Origin of the sequence: Streptomyces sp. ActVer (genome assembly GCF_027270795.1) — a bacterium.
GTDB lineage: Bacteria > Actinomycetota > Actinomycetes > Streptomycetales > Streptomycetaceae > Streptomyces > Streptomyces umbrinus_A.
This window is the reverse complement of the sequence record NZ_JAPWHT010000038.1, coordinates 1-22,978: the sequence shown is the minus strand read 5'-3', so window position 1 is coordinate 22,978 and position 22,978 is coordinate 1. Positions and strand designations below refer to the sequence as shown.

Sequence of the window (22,978 nt, the reverse complement as noted above, 5' to 3'; positions counted from 1 at the left end):
AGGGTGCTGACGCTTGGCGGCGCTCCTCATGTTCTGCGCAACTGCGCTCGCCGGGTCTTGCGCTACGAGCCGTCCCGCAGTTTCGTACAGGCGCTCGCGGGTGAAGTGGATGTCGTCGAGGGTGACGAAGCAGCAGCCGTCGCGGGTCGGCGACTGTGCCTCGAAACCGATGGAGGCGGGCGTGGACGTGTAGTCGAGAGTGAAGAAGCGGATCGTCCTTCAGGCCTTGCCGTCGACGCAGGCGTGGTCTGCGAAGGTCTGATCGATTCGGGAGATACGCAGCCACACCGTCCGTCGACAGAGAAGGTCTTGGCATCGTCCGCGACTCCGCGGGCGACTACGGAACGACCATGGGTTCGCGGTCGGGGGAGTACCCGAAGAGGAGCTTGCCCCAGCGGCGGTCATCAACCCACAGGAGCAGCACGCCGGTGTCGAACATGGACTCGAAGTCGTCGGCGACGCGTGCGCTGAACTGGAGGTCGCAGTCCGGGGGACACTGAAGGGGGCTCGGCATTGGGCATGGACTGTGTCGTTCCCTCTTCCGTGGTCGGCTTGCGAAGCGCTCGAACGCGGTGAAGGCGAGGTCGTCCCGGCTCGGGAAGTGGTCCGGCAACGATCCGAGGGGCACGTCGGTGGCCTTGTCGATGGTGCAGTGGGTCGAGCTGCTGAGCCCTCGCTCCTCAATGAGGCCCAGTGTCACCTCCAGGGCGAACGTCGTTGCGGCTCGGTTCGCTGCAATGCGGCACTCATCGGCTCGACACTCCTCATGTCGGCGCTCTGGACGTCGGCGCTCTGGCCGAGTGCTGCTACCTGCGCCTCGTCCGACTGGCGGTTACAGGCAGTGGCAACGAAGCCGCTCTCGCGGTCCATAAGGATGTTCCGACAGGTCGAGTCAGGCCCTGGGCGGTGGATCAGGTCGCGCACTGCTCGAGGAGGGCCCGCCGTACGGCAATCCTTCGCCGGCCCTGCTGATCTGAAGGGCAAGGCCCCGGCGGCTGCGGGCCCTTGGACCGTGGGCCCGCCGGTTCGGCCGACCGCAGAGGCCACTCGGCAGTCGTGGAGCCGAGGGCCGCCCGCTTCTCGCGGACCCTGATTGCGCGGTGCGCGGTTTCTCTCCGCTCCGCCGCGTCTGATGGGTTGCCCTCGGCTCACTTCCATGGCACCACGGTCCACCGGCGAGCAGTAGGCCCGAACGGTCCAGGCGGAAGGGTCGACCGGCCCTCGACGGCGCGGGGCCGTGGCACGGCCGATCTCGGCCTGGGCTCTCTATCCGCGGTGCAGTACGACCTTGAGGGCGCCGGTCTCGGTGCCGTGCGAGAAGACCTCGTAGGCGTCCTCCATCCGGCCGAGGCCGAACGTGTGGGTGACGAGCCGGGAGATGTGCAGACGTCCGGATGTCACCAGGTTGAGCAGCCAAGGAGTGGAGGAGGTGTCCACCTGGCCGGTGCTGATCGTCACGTTCTTGCGCCACAGTGCCTCGAGGTGCAGCGTGGCGGGCTTGCCGTGCATGCCGATGTTGGCGATGTGCCCGCCCGGGCGTACGACCCGTGTGCACAGGACGAAGCTGTCCGGATCTCCGGCGGCCTCGATGACCACGTCGGCGCCTGGCCCGTCCGCGAGATCGGCCACCAGCCGTCCGGGGAGCTCGGCGGCGTCGGCCCCGAGGCGGGTGGCGGCTTCCAGCCGGGAGCGGGACAGGTCCACGGCAATGATTCGGCGCGGTGAGTAGATCCGCGCGGTGAGGACGGCGGCAAGCCCTACGGGACCGGCGCCCACCACGACGACGGTGTCGCCGGGGCCCACGTGTCCGTTCCGCACACCGACCTCGTAGGCGGTGGGGAGGACTTCGGAGAGCTGGACGGCGTCATCGAGCGCCAGGGCGCCGGGCCGCCGGTGGGTGGAGTGGTCGGCGAAGGGCACCCGTACGAACTCGGCCTGGGTCCCGTTGGCCAGATCACCGAGGATCCACCCGCCCCCGCCGCGGCATTGTCCGAACATGCTGTCCCGGCAGAACCGACAGTGGCCACAGGCCGAGACGGATGACACGATCACCTGCTCCCCCGGGGCGATGGAGTGAACCTCGCGGCCGACTTCCATCACCTCGCCGACCGCCTCGTGGCCGAGGATCGTCCCTGGCTTCACCTCCGGCAGGTCGCCGCGCAGTATGTGCAGGTCAGTGCCGCAAATGGTGGTGGCGTCGACACGCACGACGGCATCGGTCGGGTCCTCGATCGCCGCATCCGTGACCGTGTCCCAGGAGGCTTGTCCGGGGCTGTGGTAGACGAGTGCTCGCATGGTCACCCACTCCCTGGCTGACGCAGCCCTCTCCTACACCGTCACTCTCGAACGAGGTCCGGGCAACCGGGGCCTGTCGGATCTGCCGGACTCCTGATTCCTCAGATGCAGGACGCGAACCTGTCCGATACGGCTGCCTCGCTCGCGTCCGCCAGTGCGCCGAGGCGGTCTCCCACCCCCGCAAAGGCCGACTCGGTGCGGAACGACACGGCCGCAGAACCTCTCCGGAGTCCTGGCCTGCACCGGCCGGTGACTCCTCGCCCTCGCAGCCGTGATCCGGCACAACCGACCACCCGCGCGGACCGTGCGAGGAGCTCCATCCGTGCGTCGAGCCCGACGGCGCTCAGAAGTTGCGGCGGGTCGGCCGACGGGACGGTGGGCCCGGGTTGGCCGAAGCCCGGCTCGAACCCGTCGACCCGTCGACAGACGACCGCGCGCCGGCAGCCGTCAGGCGGCCTGCTCTCCGAGTGGGAAGAGGGCTTCGGCAGGCTCTTCGCGCGGCACGGGGCCTGCGCTGCGGACCCCGTGTCACACGGCAACCGGACGCCTGTGGCATACCCCCGGTCAGCTCCGGCATCGGCCCCATTCCTCTGGCTAGCCCGGCTCCATGTAGGGGCGGCGGAAGACTGGGGCCTGGCTGGTGGCGCGCGGGCGGATGGCTGCCAGCGCCTGGACGACCGCTGCCTCCAGGGAGTCGCTCGTGTCGACCCGGACGGCTTCCGGCCACGGTGGTTCCGTGGCCGCCATGGCGGTGGCCACGTCGAGGTCGGCGTCGGATGTGCCGGGGGCGCGGGTGGCGAGGCGGGCGGCCGTCGTCCCGTCCGGAACCTGGCAGTGCAGGGCCACCAGGTCGGCGTGGGTGCGTTCGGCCATGGCCACGGCGGCTTCGCGCTGTCCCGCGTCGGACCAGGAGGCGTCCAGGACGACGGACTCGCCGCGGGACAGGAGTGTGGATGCGCGGTCGAGCAGCGCCACGTACGTCTTGTTGGTCCATTCGGGTGAGTACAGTCCCTCGCCGTAGGCGGCGGCCGCCGACTGCTCGGCCGGTATGCCTGCCAGTTCCTTGCGGAGGCGGTCGCTGCTGAGCAGTGTGACGCCCAGACGATCGGCGAGTGCGCCGGAGAGCGTCGACTTCCCGCTGCCCGGGAGACCGCCGACGAGCGTCAGGCCGACGGCGGAGGCACGCAGGTGGCGCAGGGCGGTCGTGATCAGCCGGTGTGCCGCCGCCTGCGCACCGGGCGCGCCCTGGTCGGCCTGGATCAGGGAGACCTTGGCACGGACGAACGCGCGGTAGGCGACGTAGTGGTGGCGCAGGGAGGGCGGTGCGGGGTCGCCGGAGTACTCGCTGTACCCGGCGAGGAAGAACGCCGCGGACTCCGGTGCGCCGAGCTGTTCCAGATCCATGGCCAGGAAGGCGGCGTCGTCGAGGCCGTCGACGTAGCGAAGACTGTCGTCGAACTCCAGGCAGTCCAGGACGCGCGGGCCGTCGTCGAGGCAGAAGATGTCCTCGGCGAGCAGGTCCCCGTGGCCGTCGACCACCCGACCCTCCTCGATCCGCGCGTCGAACAAGGGCTCGCGGCCGGCGAGATAGCGGCGCACCAGCCGCTCGGTCTCCGCCACGCCGTCCGGCGCTGTGCCGTCCTCGGACAGCTCGCGGACCTGGGCGAAGCTCGCTTCCCATCGCAACGACAGCGCGTCGCGCGTGCCCTGCTTGTCCACCTCTCGGCTGCGCGACTCGCTCGCGTGATGGGCGGCGAGCAGCCGGGCGACATCCCGCAGGGCGTCGTCGACGGCCGAACCTTCCCGTACGAGATGGGAGAGGCGGCGCTCGGTGGGCATGCGGCGCATCACCACGACGGGTTCGGGCACGTCCGCGTCAGGGCTGCTGAGTTCGCCCACGCCGAGGTAGACGTCGGGGGCGAAACGGCGGTTGAGGGCGACTTCCCGCTCGCACGCCGCCCGCCGGGCGGCCACCGTGGTGTAGTCCAGGAACGTCAGGTCCACCGGCTTCTTGAGTTTGTAGGCGCGGTCTCCGACGAAGAGGACCACCGCGGTGTGGGTCTCGCGTACCGCGGCGCGCGCCGGTGACGGAGTTTCGCGAGCGGCACCGAGCCGGAGTACGGACGCGTCCGCCCGCTGCTCCGACACCACCGGCTCCCCGTGACGGCGGGGCTCAGTCATGCGGGACGACGGCGACGGGGCAACGCGCGTGGTGGACGGCTGCCTGGGCCACGGGGCCCAGGCGTGGTCCCAGGTTGGGGTGGTGCTTGCGCCGGCCGACGACCAGCAGGTCGGCGCCCTCGGCGGCTCCCACGACGGCCCTTGCGGGGCTTTCGAGGCGGGTGGTGTCGGCCACGTCCACGCCCGGAAACTTCTCGCGCCAGGGTGGGAGGGCCTGGCTCAGGTGCTTCTGCGCGTCCTGGATGATCTCCCTGGTCACGGTGTGATCCACGCCCCAGGGGGTGTACGCGTGGAGCGGCGTGCTGAGGCCGTGGATGGCGCGGAGGGGCACATTCCGGGCCGCGGCGGTGGTGAAGGCGAATTCGAGCAGGTCGTCGCACGGGGCGCGCAGCTCCAGCCCCACCACCACACCGCCTGCCGCACCTGATTCGGGCGTCGAGGTTCTTTCTGCGCGCTTGTCCGCACGCACCAGGACCACGGGCCGCTCGGCGCGTGCCACGACGATCATGCTGATGTCACCGAGGAAGTAGCTCTCCACGGGAGTCAGGCCCCGCGAGCCGAGTACGAGCATCTCGGACTCCGACGCCGCGTGGAGCAGCGCGTCCTGGGCGTCGTCGGCGACCAGGTTGCCGACGACGGTGAGGCCCGGGTGGCCCGCCTGGAGTTCCGTCTGAGCGTTGTGCACGAGCCGTTTCGCCCAGTAGTTCTGGTCCATTTCCGCCGGGACGTGGGTTGGTTCCGGCACCAGCAGGGGCCATGCGTGCAGCAGACGCAGGGTGAGTCTGCGCCGCTCGGCTTCGTCTGCGGCCCAGTGGGCAGCGGCAAGGCTCTCGGGTGAGCCGTCGAGGCCCACGGTGAGGACTCGTTCCATGGCGACTGCCTCCATTTCGTTAGAAGCTGGAAGGACGGTGGGTGTGGCCGCTGTCCGCGCTGCCGCGGTCTCCGTGCGTAGGCGGCCCGTGCAGGCCGGCTGTGGGCGTAGTCGGCGCAGCGCATGAGCATCTGTGCCGGCGCGTTGACCACGGCGCTTCTCCATCGAGGAGTACCCCAGATCTCCTCGCGGCGCATGTGGTCCCCGGAAGAGCGGACAACCGACGGGCCTGAAGTCCGGCATGAGGAGGCGGAAGCAATGGCGGTTCCCCTGGTGGTCGGCATCGACGGGTCCGAGGCGAGTTTCGAGGCGGTGGACTGGGCCGCTGACGAGGCACTCCGACACGAGGTGCCGCTCCATCTCCTGCACGCGGCCGCAGCGGACCACGAGGCGTCCGACCTGGTCGCCGCCGCCTCGGAGCGTGCCAGGAAGAGCGCACCCGCGGTACGGCTGTCGAGTGAGCTGCTGTATGAGGACGCGGCGTCCGCCCTGGTGGGCAAAGGGCACAACGCCCTCGCGCTGGTACTCGGGTCCAGAGGGCTCGGAGGTCTCGCCGGGCTGCTTCTCGGCTCGGTCAGCCTGCATGTGGCCGCCCATGCCGACTGCCCGGTCGTCGTGGTGCGCGGCGGGGTGGAGCACCGGCACGGCCGGTTCGGGAGCGTCGTCGTCGGCGTCGAGGCCGGGAAGTGCAGCGGTACGGCCGTGCAGTTCGCCTTTCGCGAGGCCCAGGTGCGGGGCTGCCGACTGGTGGCGGTGCATGCCTGGAGTGTCCCGGTCGGGAACCCCGGGCCTCCGGGCCTGTCCGGATATGCCCTCCAAGCCCTTGAGAGCCCGCCGGCGCAGGTTCTCGCCGACGCGCTGCGCGGCACCGCGCAGGAGCCGCCGATCTCCGCGGGCAACGCGAAGGCCGCCGGTTGGGTGATGGGCGCCATGACAGCGGTCGGCGTGTACGCCGGCCTCGTCGCTGTGCGAAAGGGCATGCACGTGGCGCTGAACCGCAGGCGGTACGCGCAGTGGGACACCGAATGGGACCTGGTGGAGCCCCTGTGGTCCGCGCGGTTCGGACAGTGAACGAACTCGTGGCGCCTCATCGGTGTCCAGGAGGAGGTGACGCAGATGTCCTCGGCGACGACCACTGATCTGTACGAGGTAACGATGGCGATGTCGTACCTGCGCGAGGGGATGACCGGCCCGGCGACGTTCAGCCTGTTCGTCCGCGACATGCCGCCCGGCCGCGGCTTTCTGGTGGCCGCCGGCCTGGAGTCGTCACTCGACTTCCTGTCCGGCTTCCGGGTCGGCCCCGAGGACGTCGATGCCTTCGCCTCGGCGCTGCACCGGCCTCCGCGCGATCTGGCCCCGCTGCTCGGCATGGAATTCAACGGCCAGGTCAGGGCGGTACCGGAGGGGCGGATCGTCCTCGCCGGAGAGCCACTGCTGGAGGTGACTGCCTCGCTTCCGCAGGCGCAACTGGTCGAGACGTACGTAATCAATCAGGTCAACCACCAGACGACGATCGCCTCGAAAGCCGCACGGTGCGTCCTGGCGGCGGCGGGACACCCGGTCGTGGACTTTTCCCTACGACGCACCCATGGCCCCCAGGCCGGTTTCCAGGCCGCCCGGCTGAGCGCGATGGTCGGCTTCGACGGAACGAGCAACGTCGCCGCGGCCACCGCGGAAGGGCTGCCCGCCGTCGGTACGATGGCCCACTCGTACATCGAGGCATTCGGAACGGAGGAGGCGGCGTTCCGGGCCTTCGCCCGGTGCCACCCCGGCCCGGTGACACTCCTGGTGGACACCTACGACACCGAAGAGGGGGTCCGGGTCGCGGCGCGCGTGCTGCGGGATCTGGACCGTGCGACCGGCTCGGCGATACGGCTGGACAGCGGCGACCTCGGTGCCCTGGCGCTGAGGGCGCGGGCCATCCTCGATGCGGCCGGGCTGCCGGACGTACGGATCGTCGCCAGCGGCGGTCTCGACGAGTACGCCGTGGACGGCCTGGTCCGTTCGGCGCCCATCGACATCTACGCCGTCGGCACCCGCGTCGGAGTCTCGGCCGATGCCCCGTACCTGGACTCCGCCTACAAGATGGTCGAGTTCGACGGTCGGCCGGTGATGAAGCTCTCCTCGGCCAAGGTGACCGCCCCCGGGCAGAAGCAGGTGTTCCGCTGCCCCGGATACGCCGACGTGATCGGGCTCCGCGATGAACGGCCCCCCGACGACGGAGTGCCGTTGCTGGAGACGGTGATGCGGAACGGGAGACGCACCGTCGAGCGCCCCACTCCGAGGCAGAGCAGGGAGAGATTCGACGCCGACCTGGCAGGGCTCCCGTCGGAGGCACTCCGGATCCGGACCCCGGTCGCGCCGCGGGCGGTGACCTCCGAGCGACTGACCGGGCTCACCGGCGAGGTCCGGCGTCGTATCGAGGACGAGGTCCTGGCCGCAGCCGCGGGATCGGCGAAGCCATGAGCACAAGGCTGTCGCGCTGTGCACGCACGACGCTTCGGGTCATGAGTTCTGCGACCGCACGGTGGTGCATGTCGCCTTTCCGTTCCGGGTGGAGACAGTCCGTGGGCAGTGGTGGCCGGTGCCAAGAGGGTCGGGAGCCATTCGCTCGGGGGTGTTGAGGGTGCAGCCCCGGGCCGGCCGCCCGGCACCAGGATCACGAGGGTTCTCATCCCATGCGGCGGTACGCCGCGCGTGGCACGTTGGGTACAACAGCATTCTGCGGAAACGGCGGCGATCATGCGAGCTCAACTCGGCGATCAACTCGTTGTCGAAAGCCCTGCCACCGGTGCTCCGAGGCGCGACGGCGAGATTGTCGGACTCCACCACGCGGACGGAACTCCTCCCTACGATGTGCGCTGGTCGGACACGGACGAGGTGACCCTCGTCTTTCCCGGGCCCGACGCACACATCCGCCACCTCGAGCACGGACCCGGGAGAGCACCCGGGCCTTCCCGGCCGGGCGTGGAAGGGCCTGGAGGGAGGGGGGACTCCAGGCCGGGCGGGACTCCGTCCGGCAGGCCGCCCGATCCCGGTGACATCGGTCGACGCGTCGCCGCCGAGCGCACACGCCTCGGACTGACCCGGGCAGAGACGGCCCGCCGCGCCGGAATGGCTCCGGAGTACCTGGCGTACCTCGAGGAACGGACGGCCGATCCGACCGTGGCGAGTCTCATCAACCTGGCCGCCGCGCTGGGCACCAGCGTCGAAGCCCTGCGCGGCGGCGGCCTCGACGTGCCGCCCGGCCAGGACCGGGCGCTCCTGCACGCTCAGCTGCGGGACCTGGGCCCCGACGAATGCCGCGACCGGCTTTCCACTCACGGAGTGGGACGCGTCGCGGTGTCGACACCGGACGGCCCGGCGGTGGTTCCGGTGAACTACGAGGTCATCGACGATGCCATCGCGTTCCGGACTGCGCCGGACTCCGTCCCGGCGGCGGCCGTCGGTTCGGAAGTCGCCTTCGAGGTCGACCACGTGGACGAGGCCATGAGCCAGGGCTGGAGCGTGCTCGTCGTCGGACCCGCGCGAGTCGTCACCGAGCCTGAGTCGGTGCGAAAACTGGTCGATCGTGCCCACACCACGCCGTGGTCAGGGGGAGAACGCGAGATGTGGGTGTCGATCCGGCCCACGCGCATCACGGGACGCCGCATCACTTCGGCCGAGCGGTGAGTGTGGAGTGCCGGTCGGCTCCTCTCCTTCCGCTTACCTGCCGTGCTCGCCGCGCGGTGCCTCACGCCGACGCCGGCCTCCTCCCTTCCGCCTTCGTCGCGGGGCCGCAGTGCCGGACCTTCACCGTGCTCCCTCCGGTCCGGCCGGAGTGGCGGACTCGCCGGTGAGATGGGGCTCGACGTCCACGACGCCCTCCACGGCACGTACGAGGCGGACGGCGACCGAGATGAGCGAGGTGTCGCGGATGTGTCCGCGGAGGGTGACGACTCCCTCGTGCACGTTCACGTGGATGGCGTGGCTGAGGCCCGGGAAGAGGTAGGACACCACGGTACGGCGGACCTCCTCCTCGATGTCCTCGTCCGACCGCAGGAAGACCTTCAGCAGATCGGCACGGCTGACGATGCCCTGGAGCATGCCCACGTCGTCGACCACGGGCAGCCGCTTGACATGCCGGACCGCCATGATCCTGGCCGCCTGGGCCAGGGTGACGTCGGGGTGGACCGTGATCGCCGGGGTGCTCATGAGTTCCGCCGCCGTCACCGCCCCCGCCTTGGCGACATCGGACAGACGCCGGCGTTGTTCGTAGAGGCTCGGGTCGCTGTCGCGGAACTCCTCCTTGGGCAGCAGATCGGCCTCGGAGACAACGCCGATGACGCGCCCTTCGCCCTCCAGGACCGGCATGGCACTGACTCTCCACTGCCCCATGGTCTCGACGATCTCCTTGAAGGGCGCGTCGCGTCCGACAGCCACGACCGTCAGGGTCATCACATCGCTCACGATGTGCGGTGTCTCCGGCACTTCCACCCACCTCGTCCCGCCTCGTCAGGGCACCTCGCCCGCGCCGTAGGGTGCGTACAGGTCGAGCAGTCGCACCCGGGCGGACCTGAGCCGGCGCGCGAGCACGCCGACGACATAGGCGCACAGTTCGTGATCCAGCCCTGCGTCCTTGGCACACAGCTCACGAACCGCCGCAGCGTCGAACTCGTAGGCACGCACCGGGCTGCTGGCCTCGGCCCCCAGATGCCAGTGATGGGGAGGGACCAGCCAGGACCAGCCCAGCAGTTTTCCGGCCCCGAGGGTCTCGATGACCGCCGCACGCCGGCCGGGCACATGCAGGTCGAGAGTGACCGTGCCCGTGTGGATGATCCAGAAGTGCTCCGCCCTGCCTCCCTCGTCGAAGATGCGCTCGCCCATCGCGAACGACACCTCACGAGCCAGGGACATGAGCTGCTCGCGATGCTCCTTGGCCAAGGAGCCGAAAACGCCGGTCCTCGAAACCACGATGGCAGTCCCTTCTCCGTGACGTCGAAGTGGAGGCGGGCTCCTGTCCGGTCACGGATGTCTCAGCACGCGGTCGATGCGAAAGCCATGGCGGCGGGGTGATGGCACCCGGCGCTGCCTTCCTGCTCTCCCCTTGGCCGCATACTCCACGATCGTCGCAAACCGGCGTGGCGCAACCCGGGCCCAGGCACTCGGCAGCGTTGAGCCGATCCGCGTGTCGCGGTGAGCCCAGGGCGGTGCGACGGTATTCACAGGAGGTTCTCGCGGTGGCCGGGCAGAAAGGCGGTGGGGACGGTGGAGCTCCCGCTGGCCGTGGGTGTCGACGGATCGGATTCCAGTCTGCAGGCCGTGGACTGGGCGGCGGACGAGGCGGCGCGCCACGGGCTGCCGCTGCGGGTCGTCTACGCCTCCCTGTGGGAGCGGTACGAGGGAGTCCACCCGTCCTTCGGCACCGACCGCCCGTCCGAAGAGATCATGGCGGAGCACATCATCGCGTCCTGCGCGGAACGCGCCCAGCTCCGCAGCCCGGAGCTGAAGGTGTCGAGCGACGCGCTGCCCGACGACGCCGTGTCCGTGCTGCTGCACGCGGGCCATGCACGGCCACTTCGGTCTGCAGCTCGGCAGGGTCGCCCACACCCTGCTGCACCACGCGCAGTGCCCGGTGGCCGTCGTCCCGCTGCGAGCCTGAACTCCGGTCGGGGGCGGCGCTCCTGCGGATCTCGTGGAGGAGAGGGCCCCGTGAAGGAGAGGGTGAAGACGGCGGATGTCGGAGTGGACCTGGGAGTACGAGGGGTGCGACCCCGCCGCCGAGCGGCTGCGCGAGTCGTTGTGCACGCTCGGCAACGGCTACTTCGCCACCCGCGGCGCGGTGCCCGAGTGCAGGGCGGGCCTGGTTCATTACCCGGCCACCTATGCGGCCGGGGTCTACAACCGCCTGGAGTCGACCGTGGCGGGACGGCGGGTGGTGAACGAGGACCTGGTGAACCTCCCGAACTGGCTGCCCCTGCGGTTCCGCCTGCGCTTCGCCGACGGATCGGCGGGCTCGTGGTTCTCTCCCGACACACGGCAGCCGTTCGACCACCGGCACACCCTGGACCTGCGCCGCGCCACGCTGACGCGCACGTTCCGGTTCCGGGACGGCCGGGCGGGTGTGCTGAGCGTGGAGCAGACCCGCGTGGTGCACATGACGGATCCGCACCTGGCCGCGCTGCGGACCGTCTTCACCGCCGACGAGTGGTCCGGAGAGATCGAGGTCGAGTCCGCTCTCGACGGCGATGTGGCCAACAGCAACGTGCACCGTTACCGGTCTCTCAACCGGAACCACCTCGCCCATGTGCGGACCGGGACGGCGGGCGCCGCCACGACGTGGCTGCGGTGCCGTACCAGCACCTCCGACGTCGGCATCGGCATGGCGGCCCGCACGATCGTCGTCGGACAGCCGCCGACGGCATCCGAGCTTCGTCCGTCTCGCCGCCGTGCCGTGCACCGGCTGCTGCTGCCGATCGCTCCGGGCAGGCCCGCCGGCGTGGAGAAGACCGTGGCCCTGCACACCTCACGTGACCTGGCGATCAGCGATCCGCTCAGTGCGGCGCTCGACCGGGTGACCGCGGCACCCGGTTTCCCGGCGCTGCTGGACTCCCACGTCGCGGCGTGGGCGCGGCTGTGGCGGCGTGCGGACGTCCAGGTGCCCGGGGAAGCGGGCCGTGTCCTGCGTCTGCATCTGTTCCACGTGCTGCAGACGCTCTCACCGCACACCACGGAGCTGGACGTGGGCGTGCCGGCTCGTGGGCTGCACGGCGAGGCGTACCGGGGGCACGTCTTCTGGGACGAGCTGTTCGTACTGCCGTATCTCAACCTGCACTTCCCGGAGGTGTCGCGGGCGCTGCTGAACTACCGTCACCGGCGCCTGCCGCAGGCATGCCGCGCGGCCGCCGCGGCGGGCCGGGCCGGGGCCATGTACCCGTGGCAGAGCGGAAGTGACGGGCGTGAGGAGACCCAGCAGCTGCATCTCAACCCCCGTTCGGGCCGCTGGCTGCCGGACAACTCCCGGCTTCAGCACCACGTCGGCTCGGCCATCGCCTACAACGTGTGGCAGCACTGCGAGGCAACCGGCGACACCGAGTACCTGCACACCAAGGGCGCGGAGATGCTGCTGCAGATCGCCCGCTTCTGGGCGGACACCGCGCAGTTCGCTCCCGAGCTCGGCCGCTACCGTATCCGTGGCGTGGTCGGGCCCGACGAGTACCACGACAGCTACCCGGACGCCGCCCGGCCGGGCCTCGACGACAACGCGTACACCAATGTCACCGCCGCCTGGGTCCTCAGCCGCGCCCTGGACCTGGTGCGGAGCCTGCCTGCAAGGCGTCGGCAGGAAGTGTTCGAGTGCATCGAGCTGGACGACGGCGAACCCCCGAAGTGGGAGGACATCTCCCGGCGCTTGCTGGTGCCGTTCCACCAGGGCGTCATCAGCCAGTTCGACGGCTACGCCGAACTCGCGGAACTGGACTGGGACGCCTACCGCGCACGCTACGACAGCATCCGGCGGCTGGACCGGATCCTTGAGGCCGAGGGCGACACCGTCAACCGCTACCAAGCCTCCAAGCAGGCCGACGTCCTGATGCTCGGCTACCTCTTCTCGCCCGCTGAACTGCGGGACCTGTTCCGCCGCCTCGGGTACGAGCTGGACGACGAGGTCTGGCGCCGGACCGTCGACTACTACCTCAAGCGCACCAGCCACGGTTCCACCCTCAGCGGCCTCGTCCACGCCTGGGTCCTCGCACGGGTCAGACGGGCCGAGGCGTGGACATACTGCCAGGAAGCCCTGGAACAGGATGTCGCCGACCTTCAGGGCGGCACGACCGGCGAAGGCATCCACCTCGGTGCCATGGCCGGGACCCTGGACCTGGTGCAACGCGGCCTGACGGGCCTGGAGACCCGCGAAGATGCCCTGTGGCTGGACCCGGTGCCGCTTCCGGCACTGTCCGAGTACGGATTCTCGCTGCGGTACCGCGGCCACTGGGGCGTGAGCGTGCGGCTGCGGAGCGGACAGCTGCGGATCGGCGTCCCTGACTCGGAGGAATCGCCGATCCGCGTGGTCCTGACCGATCGGGCCGTCACCGTCGCACCGGGAGAGACCTGCACCCTCCTGCTGCCGGAGGACTGAACGGCAGGGAGGCCGCCGATGACCGACTGCGCGGAGCGGGGGTGCGGCGGCCCGGGAGCACGAGCGCGTCGGACCTCTCGGCGCCGGCGAACGGCCCGCTCCGTCCGCGACCGGGGGCAACTTCTGCCGTCGTGCGGGTGCCGGCCGGCTGCACCATCGAGGAGGACGACCACCCCACCTTGACGGTCCGTTCTCCCGAGTGGACTTCCTCGTCCGACGTGCCGGATGAGCGACTCGGGGGATCAAGCCACCCCGAGGTGGTCGACGACATCGACCACGTCCTCGATTCCCCTGACCGCTTCGAGCAGCACCACCGGATCCGTGTGCTGCGGCGGCACTTGATCCCGCGGCTGCGCGGCGGTCCTGCACCGGCCGGCCCGGCGCGAGAACGGAGTGAGGACGCGGTCAGGAGGCGGTGGGCCTCGGGACACGTGCCCCTGCGGGGCGGCTCCCGACCCGCAGGCCCGTCCTGGCCGGGACTCCGTCCCGGATCCCCACGGCCGTCACTGGAACGCCGCGTGGACCTCCTGCTCGGTGGCGGTATGGGACACCAGCAGGAGTTCGTCTCCGGCCCGGAGTGTGAACGCCGGTGTGGGGACGGTCGGTTGTCCGTCTCGGACGATGGTGGCGATGAGGGTGCCTTCAGGCAGCCGTACGTCGGCGAGGGCGTGGCCCGCGGTCCGGGAGTGCGCGGTGATCACGGTTTCGATGACACTGAGGCCCGCCTTGCTCAGCCGGAGCAGGGCGACGGTGTCGGTGGTGCCGGTGGCCTCCTCGATGAGGGAGATCAGAGGGGTGGCGGCGGGGACAGCCACGTCGACGCCCCAGCGTTGGTCGAACAGCCAGGCGTTGTCGGCGTCGTTGACGCGGGCGGCGACGCGGTCCACGGCGAACTGCCGTTTGGCGAGCAGGCTGATGACGAGGTTGTCCTCGTCGTCGCCGGTGGTGGCGATGACGAGGTCCGCGGTCAGGGCTCCCGCGTGTTCCAGGAGGGCGGGTTCGCAGGCGTCTCCGGCGACCAGGCGGAGCGGGAGGCGGCCTTCCAGCTCGGCGATGCGGTCGTCGTCGGCGTCGAACAGCGTCACCTCGGTGTGGGCGGCGGCGAGTACCTGGGCGATCTGGGTGCCGAGCCGTCCGGCTCCCGCGATGAGCACGTTCATGTCCCCAGCTCCTTGTCCAGGAAGCCGCGCAGCCTGCCCAGCGCGGTGGCGGCGACGGCGAAGGTGACCAGGTCACCCGGTCGTGCGGTGGTGCTGTGGGCGGGGACGAGAGAGTGGCCGCCACGCGTGACCTCCACGACGCGGATCTCGCCGTCGACATCGAACTCGGTCAGCCGCCGCCCGGTCAGATAGTCCGGCAGCTCGGAGCGGTGGAGCAGGGTCTCGCCGTTGCCGAAGCTGATCTCGGGGGAGAGGTGGCGGTGCAGCAGCATCTGGTGGATCTGGTGGACCGTCCAGCGAACGCTGGCGATGGTGGGAATGCCGAGCTCGCGGTAGATGTCGGCGCGTCGGGGGTCGTAGATGCGGGCGAGGACGTTCGGCACCCGGTAGGTCTCCTTCGCCGTCCGTGCGCTGACGATGTTGCTGTTGTCCCCGGAAGTGACGGCCACGAAGGCGTCGGCGTGCTCGATGCCGGCCGCCTCCAGCACGGCCCGGCTGTAGCCGTTTCCTTCGTGGAAGTGGATGCGTGAGGTGTCGGGCAGTAGCCGGGCCGCCTTGGCGCGCCGGTCGACGACGTGCACGTCGTGCCCCTCGGCTGCGAGCCGGGCGGCGAGCAAGGAACCCACTCGTCCACAGCCCACGATGATCACTCTCATCGGTTCACTCCTTTCCGGTCATCGGCCCGGTGGTGACGAAGCCAACCCTTGCGGGCCTCGTCCGCCAGCAGCGGGAGGACCCCGAGTCCGGCCAGGAGGGCCCAGTCCCCGGCGGCCAGGGGCGCGGTGTTGAAGACCGCCTGCAGCACGGGGACGTAGCTGATCGCGGCCATGAAGGCGATACCGAGGAATCCGGCGGCCAGCAGTGCGGGGTTGGACAGCAGTCCCGCTTTCAGGACGCTCTCGCGGTCGGTGCGCACCGCCTGGGCGTTGAAGAACTGGCTGACCACGATCCCGGCCTGGACCATGGTGATCGCCTCCCGGTAGACCTGGTTGTCCTTGGTGAAGTCGTCGAACGGGATGCCCGAGGCGTGGATGTGCCAGAAGAACACGGCGCACACGCCGAGCGCCTGGATGCCGCCGAGGAACAGGATCCGTCCCACCACCGCGGCCGAGAACAGCGGCTCGCGGCGGGAGCGCGGTGGCCGGTCCATCACGTCCGGCTCCGGCGGCTCCGCGCCCAGCGCGAGGGCTGGCATCACGTCCGAGCCCAGGTCGATCGCCAGGATCTGCATCGCGCTGATGGGCACCAACGGGAAACCGGCGAACGTCGCGGCCAGGATCGGGACCAGCTCGCCGATGTTGTGGCTGAAGAGGTAGACCAGGAACTTGCGGATGTTCTGGTAGACCGTCCTGCCGAGTCGCACCGCCGTGACGATGGAGGCGAAGGAGTCGTCCAGCAGCACCATCGAGGCCGCCTCGCGGGCGACGTCGGTGCCCGAAGCCCCCATCGCCACCCCGATGTCGGCGTGCTTGAGGGCCGGCGCGTCGTTCGCGCCGTCCCCGGTGACCGCCACCACCTCGCCGCGCCGCTGGAAGGCGGTGACCACACGCATCTTGTGCTCCGGGCTGACCCGGCACAGCAACAGCTCCGACGGCTCGGCCAGCAGCGTGTCCAGCGCGTCCTCGTCCAGGGTGTCGAGCCGGGCACCGGTCACCACCAGGGGAGTCGGCCCGAGCACGATTCCCACCCTGCGGGCGACCGCCTCCGCGGTCAGCGGATGGTCGCCGGTGACCATGACGATGCGGATGCCGGCCCGACGGCAGGCCCCGACCGCGTCGGTGACCTCGGGCCGCGGCGGGTCGAGCATGCCGACCAGGCCGAGCAGTGTGAGCCCGGACTCCGCCTCCTCCTGCGCGGGGCGAGGCCCGGACACCTCTCGCCATGCCGCCGCCAGCACCCGAAGTCCCTGGGACGCGAGGTTGTCGCTCGCGGCGGCGACGGCTGCGCGCGTCTCCTCGGTCAGTGGCCGGCGCTCGCCCTTCCACTCGATCGCGGTGCAGCGGGCCAACAGCTCCGAGGGTGCGCCCTTGGCATACGCGTGGTGGCCCACACCGCTGCGGTGCACCGTGGTCATCAGCTTGCGGTCCGAGTCGAAGGGGAACTCCGTCACACGTGGCGTGGCTGCTTCCGCCGCCTCCAGGTCGACACCGGCCTTGGCGGCCACGACCAGCAGTGCTCCTTCGGTGGTGTCGCCGAGCACCCGCCAGTGCTTGAGGTCCGTCGGCGGAACGAGCCGGGCATTGCAGCACAGCCCCGCCACGCGCAGCAGCTCCCGCACCGCAGCCGGATTGTCCACCTCGCCGACGGGCGCATACCCCACACCCGATACGGGGTGCAGCAGACCGTCGGCCCACACCCTGGCGACAGTCATCTCGGCCTGTGTGAGCGTGCCGGTCTTGTCGGTGCAGATGACGGTCGTCGAGCCGAGCGCCTCCACCGCAAGCAGCCGCTTGATCAGCGCATGCCGCCGCGCCATGCGCCGCACGCCGATCGCCAGCGACACCGAGAGCGTCGCGGGCAGCCCCTCCGGGACGAGCGCGACCATGACCCCGAGCGCGAACACGAACAGGGACACCAGAGGCTCGCCGGTGGGCAGCCGCACAGCGAACAACAGAGCGCCGATCGCCAGGGCCGCCCCCGCCACCCGCCGGGCCATCGACGCCACCTGCCGCTGCAGCGGGGTCTTCTGCCGCGGCGCCGCAGCGGCCAGGCGGTAGATCTTCCCGAACTCCGTTCCCGCGCCGGTGGCGAAGACCACGGCCCTGCCGGATCCGGCGACGACGTCCGTGCCCATGAACAGGCAGTTGCGGGCCTCCAGCGGCGGTCCGGCCGCCACCGGCTCGGCCGTGCGGCCGACCGCGTTGCTCTCCCCGGTCAGCGGAGCGTTGTTCACGGACAGTTCGTGTGCCTCGACGGCGCGGCAGTCGGCCGACACCGCGTCCCCGGCCTCCACCGCCACCACGTCCCCCGGCACCAGCTCGCGCACCGGAAGCTCCAGCCGCTCACCGTCGCGCAGCGCCCGGCAGGTGTGCGGCACCATCGCCTGGAGCGACTCCGCCGTGCGTTCCGCCGAGTACTCCTGGGCGAAACCGATGACGGCGTTCAGGACGACCACGCCCAAAATGGCGAAGGCAAGCTGCAAGGTGCCCAGATCGCGGGGCTGCTCCAGTTCGTACGCGACGAACGTGATCCCCGAAGCGACGATGAGCACCATTGCGAACAGGTCGGTGAACTGCGCCCCCAGCTGCCTCCACACATTTGCCCGCCCTGAGCGTGGCAGCTCGTTGGCCCCGTACCGATCCAGCCGCGTGCGTGCCTCCGCGGCCGACAGCCCCCGTGGCGAAGTGTCCAACGCGGTGAAGACGTCCCCGGCAGGCAGCTCCTGTACAGCCGGTGCCACGCCAGGACCGGTGGCCGGGTCGACCCGGCCACCGGGCCCCGTGACGTTTGCGCCGACGCTCATCATCCCCGCCCGCAGGGCGCGTTCCTCCGGGCCGGCTGCCCGGCCAGCGGGCCGCGTCCGGCTGCGGTGAACGTCTTGAACAAGGCTTCCATCATGAACTCCGAAGCGCTCGGGAACGTCTCGTCGGCTATCGGTCTCTTGTGGGCAATGTCCACCATTGTTGGCCTTGCCCGCCGTAGCTACCAGGGCCGATCGGGGCAGGTAGGCCGGGCCATTCGTCGCGCGACTCGTGACCCCACCGCGATCACGGCCGATGTCGATCCGAACCCGCCATGGCCGACGTCCGAATCGCCCCCGGGCGCTTGAGGCCTGCCGTGCGGCGACCGAAGCCCGCTTCGACGCGTCGAAACGCCCTGATGACCGGACCTCTCATGTTCAGGCCATGACGTAACTGTCTGCGCATACATCCCTCGGTACGGTTCCTCAGCCAGTACGGTGAGAACGAGGTTTGTCGGTTGAGTTGCACCTTGTCTGCGCGGGTCGGTCGGAGGAATTGATGAGCGGCGAAGTGCGGGGGGGTTCCGAGCAGCATCTGCCCAAGTTGCGGCTCGATGAGCTGCTGGACGAGTTGCAGTCGCGGATCGACGCGGCGCGTGGGACGCAGGACCGGGTGCACAGTCTGCTGGAGGCGGTGCTGTCGGTCGGGCGGGAGCTCGATCTGCCGCAGGTACTGCGGCGCATCGTCGAGGCCGCGGTGGTGCTGGTGGACGCCGAGTACGGGGCGCTGGGCGTGATCGGCGACGACAGTCGGCTGTCGGAGTTCCTGACGGTGGGCATGCGCGACGAACAGCGCGCGCAGATCGGTGATCTGCCCAGCGGCCACGGCATTCTCGGTGAGCTGATCCGGCATCCCGCACCGCTGCGGCTGCCGGAGCTGTCGGAGCACCCGTCCTCGTACGGCTTCCCGGAGCACCACCCGCCGATGCACTCGTTCCTGGGCGTGCCCATCCGGGTGCGCGACAAGGTGTTCGGGAACATCTACCTCACCGAGAAGCGCGGTGCGGCGGAGTTCGACGCCGAGGACGAGGCGGTGCTCTCGACGCTTGCCGTGGCGGCCGGCGTGGCGATCGAGAACGCCCGGTTGTACGAGGAGACCCGGCTGCGTGAACGCTGGATGCGGGCGAGTGGGGAGGTCACGAGCACGCTGCTGTCGGGCGCTCCCGGTGCCGAGGTGCTGGAGCTGATCGTCGAGCAGGCCGTGGAGATCGCCTCGGCCGATGTCGGGATGATCGCGGAATACGTGTCCGGAGCGGATGAAATGCGGCCGATGCTCGCGGTCGGAGCGGACGCGGAACGGCGCAGCGGGCTGGTCCTCCCGGCCCAGGAGGGGTTCGTCGCGGCTGCACTCACCACGGCGGAGCCGGTGGTCAGTGCGGACATCGAGCACGACGCCCGCACCGGTGAGCGGGAGTCGCACTGGGCGGGGCTCGGTCCCGTGGTCGCGGTACCACTCGGTGCGGGCGGGAAGGCGCGCGGAGTGTTGCTGCTGGGACGTCTGGCGGGCCGCACGCCGTTCCCCGACGACGACACCGGGCCGTTGCTCGGTTTCGCGGGCCAGGCGGCGCTGGCGCTGGAGCTGGCCGAGCGGCGCCGGGACGCGGAGCAGATCGCGCTGCTCCAGGACCGCGACCGGATCGCGCGCGATCTGCACGACCTGGCGATCCAGCGGCTCTTCGCGGCCGGCATGACCCTGCAGAGCGCCCAGCGGTTCATGGACCACCCCGAGGGCACGGAACGGCTGTCGCGGACCGTCGATGACCTCGACGACACCATCAAGATCATCCGTTCTACGATCTTCGGGCTGCGTACGCACGGGGGAGGGGCCAAGGAGGACAGCGGTCTGCGTGGTCGGGTGTCCGAGGCGGTGAAGTCCTCCGCCACCTCGTTCGGTTTCGCTCCCGCACTGCGGATCGAGGGCCTTGTCGACACCGGTGTCCCCGGTGACATCGCAGACCACGCGCTCGCCGTGCTGGGCGAGGCGCTCAGCAACGCGGTCCGGCATTCGGGCGCGCGTTCTGTGGACGTCCATCTGCGGTGCGCCGGGGGAGAGTTGGCGCTGACGGTGACGGACGACGGCTGCGGAGTGCCGGACGGGGTCGCGCGCAGTGGGCTGAAGAACATCGAGGAACGGGCCCGCGCGCTCGGGGGTGCGCTGACGCTCGGTGAACGGCCGGACGGCGGTGGCACCCAGTTGGTGTGGCGCGTACCGACGGGCTCAGCCGGGGACTGAGGGAGCGCCGTCGACGAGTGTCTGCCGAGCTGCTCGACGCGGCGAGGAGGGCCCCTGCGGGCCGTACCCCAGGCGGATCACCATCTGCGCGTTGTCGCGCCGGTCGCTCGGCAGTGGTACGAGCTCTTCGCGCAGGTCGGGCCATTCCAGGGCCTGGTGCAGCAGTGACGCCCTTATGCCGTAGGCGGTGGCTACGAGCAGGACGCGTTCGAGTGCCTGGCCGGCGCGCAGCCAGTCGGTCCGCCGGTCGTGTGCGGTGGACAGTACGGCGATCGTCGGCCGTTTCTCGAAGGGACGGGCGGCCAGCCCGGCCGGGTGCCGGTGGGCCCCGAAGTCCCGCATCGGGATCTGTTCCCGGAAGTCCTGCGGTCCCAGTGTCTCGGGCGGCATCCCAAGGGCTTCGTGGTTCGGTTCGTGTACCCAACGGCGGCTTTCCGCAGCCCGGTCGGCGTCGACCGTGTTGCGGTGCTCCGCCACCCTGGTGATGTACAGCAGACGGTCGGTTTCGCCTGGCGAAAGACGGCTCAGCAGTGAGCCCTCGGTGTGAGCGGCCTCGGCGAGTTCGGTGAGTACGGCGGTGGGCAGCGGCCGCTGAGAGAAGGGGAAGCGGCTGCTGTGCCGGCGCCACAGGGCGTCGTACAGACGCGGGGGCGAGGAGGTCCTGGCGGGGCCGCCGAGTCGTACGGTGGCGAGCAGGTCCGGCTCGTCGGGCCTGGGCAGCAGGCGGGTCACCGGTTCCCAGCCGAAGTGCGCCACCGCCACCCGCAGATTGAGGAGCGCGCATCCGACGGAGAGGTGCAGGGCACGTCCGGTCGGGTCGATGTGGCGCAGGCCGCGGTCCGCGGCGGCGCGGATCTCCAGCGTGAGGGTGTCCGGGTCGAGGCGGAAGCGCCAGGGCTGGGTGTTGTGGATCGAGGGGGCGGCCACAGCGGCGGAGACGAGCGTCTCCAGGGTTGGACCGTCGAGTGTCGCAGACCTCATGGAGAACTCCTCACCGCCCCGGGCCGACGGGTCGGCGGGGCTTCTCGGTAACCGTTCCCAGCGTGCGGTTACCGGAAGAGGCGGCAGGAGGGGCCGTACGGCCCTCACCGCGGCGCCGGACGGCCCGGATGTCCGGTCACCTCGCGGGACGCTCACCGGACTCGGGCTGTTCGAGATGGGAGGCGAGGACCGCGGCCTGTACTCGGCGCTGGACGCCCAGTTTGGCCAGCAGTCGGGAGATGTGGTTCTTGACGGTCTTCTCCGAGAGGTAGAGCTTCTTGCCGATCTCGCGGTTGGTGAGCCCGTCACCGATGAGCGCGAGGATGTCCCGCTCGCGCGGCGACAGGCTGGCCAGTTCGGGGGCCATGGCCGGGGTCTCGGCGGGGTCCGCCCGCAGTGAGTGCATGAGCCGGGCGGTCGTCGCGGGGTCGAGCATGGACTGGCCCGAGGCGACGGTGCGTACGGCCGAGATCAGGTCGGTGCCCTTGATCTGCTTGAGTACATAGCCCGACGCCCCGGCCATGATCGCGTCGAGCAGGGCGTCCTCGTCGTCGAACGACGTCAGCATCAGCACGGCCAGCTCCGGCATCTGGCTGCGCAGCTCGCGGCAGACGGTGATCCCGTCGCCGTCGGGCAGGCGTACGTCCAGGACGGCCACGTCGGGTCGGAGGGCCGGGCCACGGACGAGTGCATGCTCGACGTTCTCGGCGTCGCCGACCACCGAGATGTCCGGTTCGGCGTCCAGGAGGTCGGAGAGGCCACGTCGTACGACCTCGTGGTCGTCCAGCAGGAAGACACGGATCGGGTCCTGCTCCGTGAAGGTGCGTGGCTCGGTCATGACGACCCCCTGTTTCCCGGTGACTGATGGACTGCGGCTGTCCGTGGGAACGATCATCACTCGCCGGGACCGGATGCACTAGGGCCGACCGGCCCCACTCCTCCCCACAATGCGCCCCGACCGGTCCCCCTGCCGCGGACCAGCGGCCCCTCCCGGCGGCGATCACGCGGTGACACCGTCCTTGCATAACTCGTGCTTGTTGTGCCCATGAGGGGGTGTGACCGATGCGGAAGGTCAAGCGCACGAAGGTCCGTGGGTGGCGGTGGCGGAACAGCCCCCTGCGACGCCACAGCGATGCCGTGGAGGCATGGGTCGTGCTGGCCACCTGGGTGACCGCGCTGGCCGGCGGCGCCGCTGTCGGCGTCGTCGGCGCGCAGGTCATGGAGAGCGCGGTCGAGCGGCAACGAGCGGGTCGGCAACCGGTCGCCGCCGTACTGCTGGAGACCGCGCCGGCCGGTGTGCGTGATGTGGCTACCGGAATCAGGTACGACCACGTGCAGGCGAAGGTGCGCTGGACCGACGGCAACGGAGTCACCCACACGGCCAAGGCAGGCGTGAAGCCAGGTACCAAGGCGGACACCGAGGTGACGGTGTGGACCGACGGACAAGGACGTGTGGTGTCCGAACCCGTCAGCCCTGCGGAGGCGACGGCACGCGTGGCGCTGGCCGGCACGGGGGTCGCCATGGCCGGATGCCTCGTGATCCTCGTGGGCGGGCTCACGGTGCGCCTGCGCGTCGAGCGTCGGGCCACCGAGCGGTGGGGCGAGGAGTGGGATCTGGTGGGGCCGCAGTGGCGGCGCAAGGCCGGCTGAGCAGCCGGCGACGCGGTCGCCGAGTTCCCGC

At 70.5% G+C, this 22,978-nt stretch carries 18 protein-coding genes and 1 pseudogene; 8 read left to right on the top strand and 11 right to left on the bottom strand.

What is annotated here, in order from left to right:
* Positions 1 to 337: 337 nt before the first annotated feature.
* From O3Q52_RS09215 to O3Q52_RS09200, 4 genes are all read right to left on the bottom strand, one after another.
* Positions 338 to 514, bottom strand: coding sequence for a hypothetical protein (locus O3Q52_RS09215; RefSeq protein ID WP_269648328.1), 177 nt, complete (start codon positions 512 to 514; stop codon positions 338 to 340).
* 752 nt (positions 515 to 1,266) lie between these two features.
* A complete protein-coding gene (locus tag O3Q52_RS09210) occupies positions 1,267 to 2,295 on the bottom strand; it encodes an alcohol dehydrogenase catalytic domain-containing protein (protein ID WP_269648327.1) in 1,029 nt (342 codons plus the stop codon).
* Between the two features lie 594 nt (positions 2,296 to 2,889).
* A complete protein-coding gene (locus O3Q52_RS09205; RefSeq protein ID WP_269648326.1) occupies positions 2,890 to 4,476 on the bottom strand; it encodes a bifunctional aminoglycoside phosphotransferase/ATP-binding protein in 1,587 nt (528 codons plus the stop codon).
* Positions 4,469 to 5,347, bottom strand: coding sequence for a universal stress protein (locus tag O3Q52_RS09200; RefSeq protein WP_269648325.1), 879 nt, complete (start codon positions 5,345 to 5,347; stop codon positions 4,469 to 4,471). The genes O3Q52_RS09205 and O3Q52_RS09200 overlap by 8 nt, the downstream gene beginning before the upstream one ends.
* Positions 5,348 to 5,605: 258 nt before the next feature.
* Here O3Q52_RS09200 and O3Q52_RS09195 point away from each other — a divergent pair, with 258 nt between their 5' ends.
* The 3 genes from O3Q52_RS09195 to O3Q52_RS09185 all read left to right on the top strand — a co-directional run bounded on the left by O3Q52_RS09195 (position 5,606) and on the right by O3Q52_RS09185 (position 9,019).
* The gene (locus O3Q52_RS09195) at positions 5,606 to 6,418 is read left to right on the top strand and encodes a universal stress protein (protein ID WP_269648324.1); all 813 of its coding nucleotides are present in this window, start codon (positions 5,606 to 5,608) and stop codon (positions 6,416 to 6,418) included.
* Between the two features lie 45 nt (positions 6,419 to 6,463).
* Positions 6,464 to 7,813 (top strand): nicotinate phosphoribosyltransferase, encoded by a 1,350-nt coding sequence (locus tag O3Q52_RS09190; protein ID WP_269648323.1) that lies wholly within the window; start codon positions 6,464 to 6,466, stop codon positions 7,811 to 7,813.
* Between the two features lie 276 nt (positions 7,814 to 8,089).
* Positions 8,090 to 9,019 carry a pyridoxamine 5'-phosphate oxidase family protein gene (locus O3Q52_RS09185; RefSeq protein WP_269648322.1) on the top strand — a complete coding sequence of 310 codons (930 nt, stop codon included), beginning with the start codon at positions 8,090 to 8,092 and terminating at the stop codon, positions 9,017 to 9,019.
* A gap of 120 nt (positions 9,020 to 9,139) precedes the next feature.
* On the opposite strand, the gene O3Q52_RS09180 is transcribed toward O3Q52_RS09185, so the two are convergent.
* Complete coding sequence (locus O3Q52_RS09180; protein ID WP_269648321.1) at positions 9,140 to 9,817, bottom strand: CBS domain-containing protein; 678 nt, start codon at positions 9,815 to 9,817, stop codon at positions 9,140 to 9,142.
* A 24-nt stretch (positions 9,818 to 9,841) separates the two neighbouring features.
* Complete coding sequence (locus O3Q52_RS09175) at positions 9,842 to 10,243, bottom strand: Crp/Fnr family transcriptional regulator (protein WP_269648343.1); 402 nt, start codon at positions 10,241 to 10,243, stop codon at positions 9,842 to 9,844.
* Between the two features lie 351 nt (positions 10,244 to 10,594).
* Here O3Q52_RS09175 and O3Q52_RS09170 point away from each other — a divergent pair.
* The 3 genes and pseudogenes from O3Q52_RS09170 to O3Q52_RS09165 all read left to right on the top strand — a co-directional run.
* Positions 10,595 to 10,891, top strand: a pseudogene (locus O3Q52_RS09170) (universal stress protein); the annotation flags it as partial.
* A gap of 1 nt (position 10,892) precedes the next feature.
* Complete coding sequence (locus tag O3Q52_RS54125) at positions 10,893 to 10,988, top strand: universal stress protein (protein ID WP_332112891.1); 96 nt, start codon at positions 10,893 to 10,895, stop codon at positions 10,986 to 10,988.
* 75 nt (positions 10,989 to 11,063) lie between these two features.
* Positions 11,064 to 13,463, top strand: a complete 2,400-nt coding sequence (locus O3Q52_RS09165; protein WP_269648320.1) for a glycoside hydrolase family 65 protein — start codon at positions 11,064 to 11,066, stop codon at positions 13,461 to 13,463.
* Between the two features lie 503 nt (positions 13,464 to 13,966).
* Here O3Q52_RS09165 and O3Q52_RS09160 read toward each other — a convergent pair.
* Genes O3Q52_RS09160 through O3Q52_RS09150 form a run of 3 tightly spaced genes read right to left on the bottom strand, consistent with a single transcriptional unit; the run spans position 13,967 to position 18,086 of the window.
* Positions 13,967 to 14,623, bottom strand: a complete 657-nt coding sequence (locus O3Q52_RS09160; protein ID WP_269648319.1) for a TrkA family potassium uptake protein — start codon at positions 14,621 to 14,623, stop codon at positions 13,967 to 13,969.
* Complete coding sequence (locus O3Q52_RS09155) at positions 14,620 to 15,279, bottom strand: TrkA family potassium uptake protein (RefSeq protein ID WP_269648317.1); 660 nt, start codon at positions 15,277 to 15,279, stop codon at positions 14,620 to 14,622. The genes O3Q52_RS09160 and O3Q52_RS09155 overlap by 4 nt, the downstream gene beginning before the upstream one ends.
* Positions 15,276 to 18,086 carry a cation-transporting P-type ATPase gene (locus O3Q52_RS09150; protein ID WP_269648316.1) on the bottom strand — a complete coding sequence of 937 codons (2,811 nt, stop codon included), beginning with the start codon at positions 18,084 to 18,086 and terminating at the stop codon, positions 15,276 to 15,278. Before O3Q52_RS09150 ends, O3Q52_RS09155 begins: the two co-directional genes overlap by 4 nt.
* 496 nt (positions 18,087 to 18,582) lie before the next feature.
* Between O3Q52_RS09150 and O3Q52_RS09145 the strand changes: the two genes are divergently transcribed.
* On the top strand, positions 18,583 to 20,316 hold the full coding sequence (locus O3Q52_RS09145; RefSeq protein WP_269648314.1) for a GAF domain-containing protein: 1,734 nt from the start codon (positions 18,583 to 18,585) through the stop codon (positions 20,314 to 20,316).
* On the opposite strand, the gene O3Q52_RS09140 is transcribed toward O3Q52_RS09145, so the two are convergent.
* Positions 20,302 to 21,297 (bottom strand): nitroreductase family protein, encoded by a 996-nt coding sequence (locus O3Q52_RS09140; RefSeq protein WP_269648313.1) that lies wholly within the window; start codon positions 21,295 to 21,297, stop codon positions 20,302 to 20,304. The genes O3Q52_RS09145 and O3Q52_RS09140 overlap by 15 nt on opposite strands.
* Positions 21,298 to 21,433: 136 nt before the next feature.
* Positions 21,434 to 22,135, bottom strand: a complete 702-nt coding sequence (locus O3Q52_RS09135) for a response regulator transcription factor (RefSeq protein ID WP_269648312.1) — start codon at positions 22,133 to 22,135, stop codon at positions 21,434 to 21,436.
* A 224-nt stretch (positions 22,136 to 22,359) separates the two neighbouring features.
* Between O3Q52_RS09135 and O3Q52_RS09130 the strand changes: the two genes are divergently transcribed.
* On the top strand, positions 22,360 to 22,947 hold the full coding sequence (locus tag O3Q52_RS09130; protein WP_269648311.1) for a hypothetical protein: 588 nt from the start codon (positions 22,360 to 22,362) through the stop codon (positions 22,945 to 22,947).
* Positions 22,948 to 22,978 lie beyond the last annotated feature (31 nt).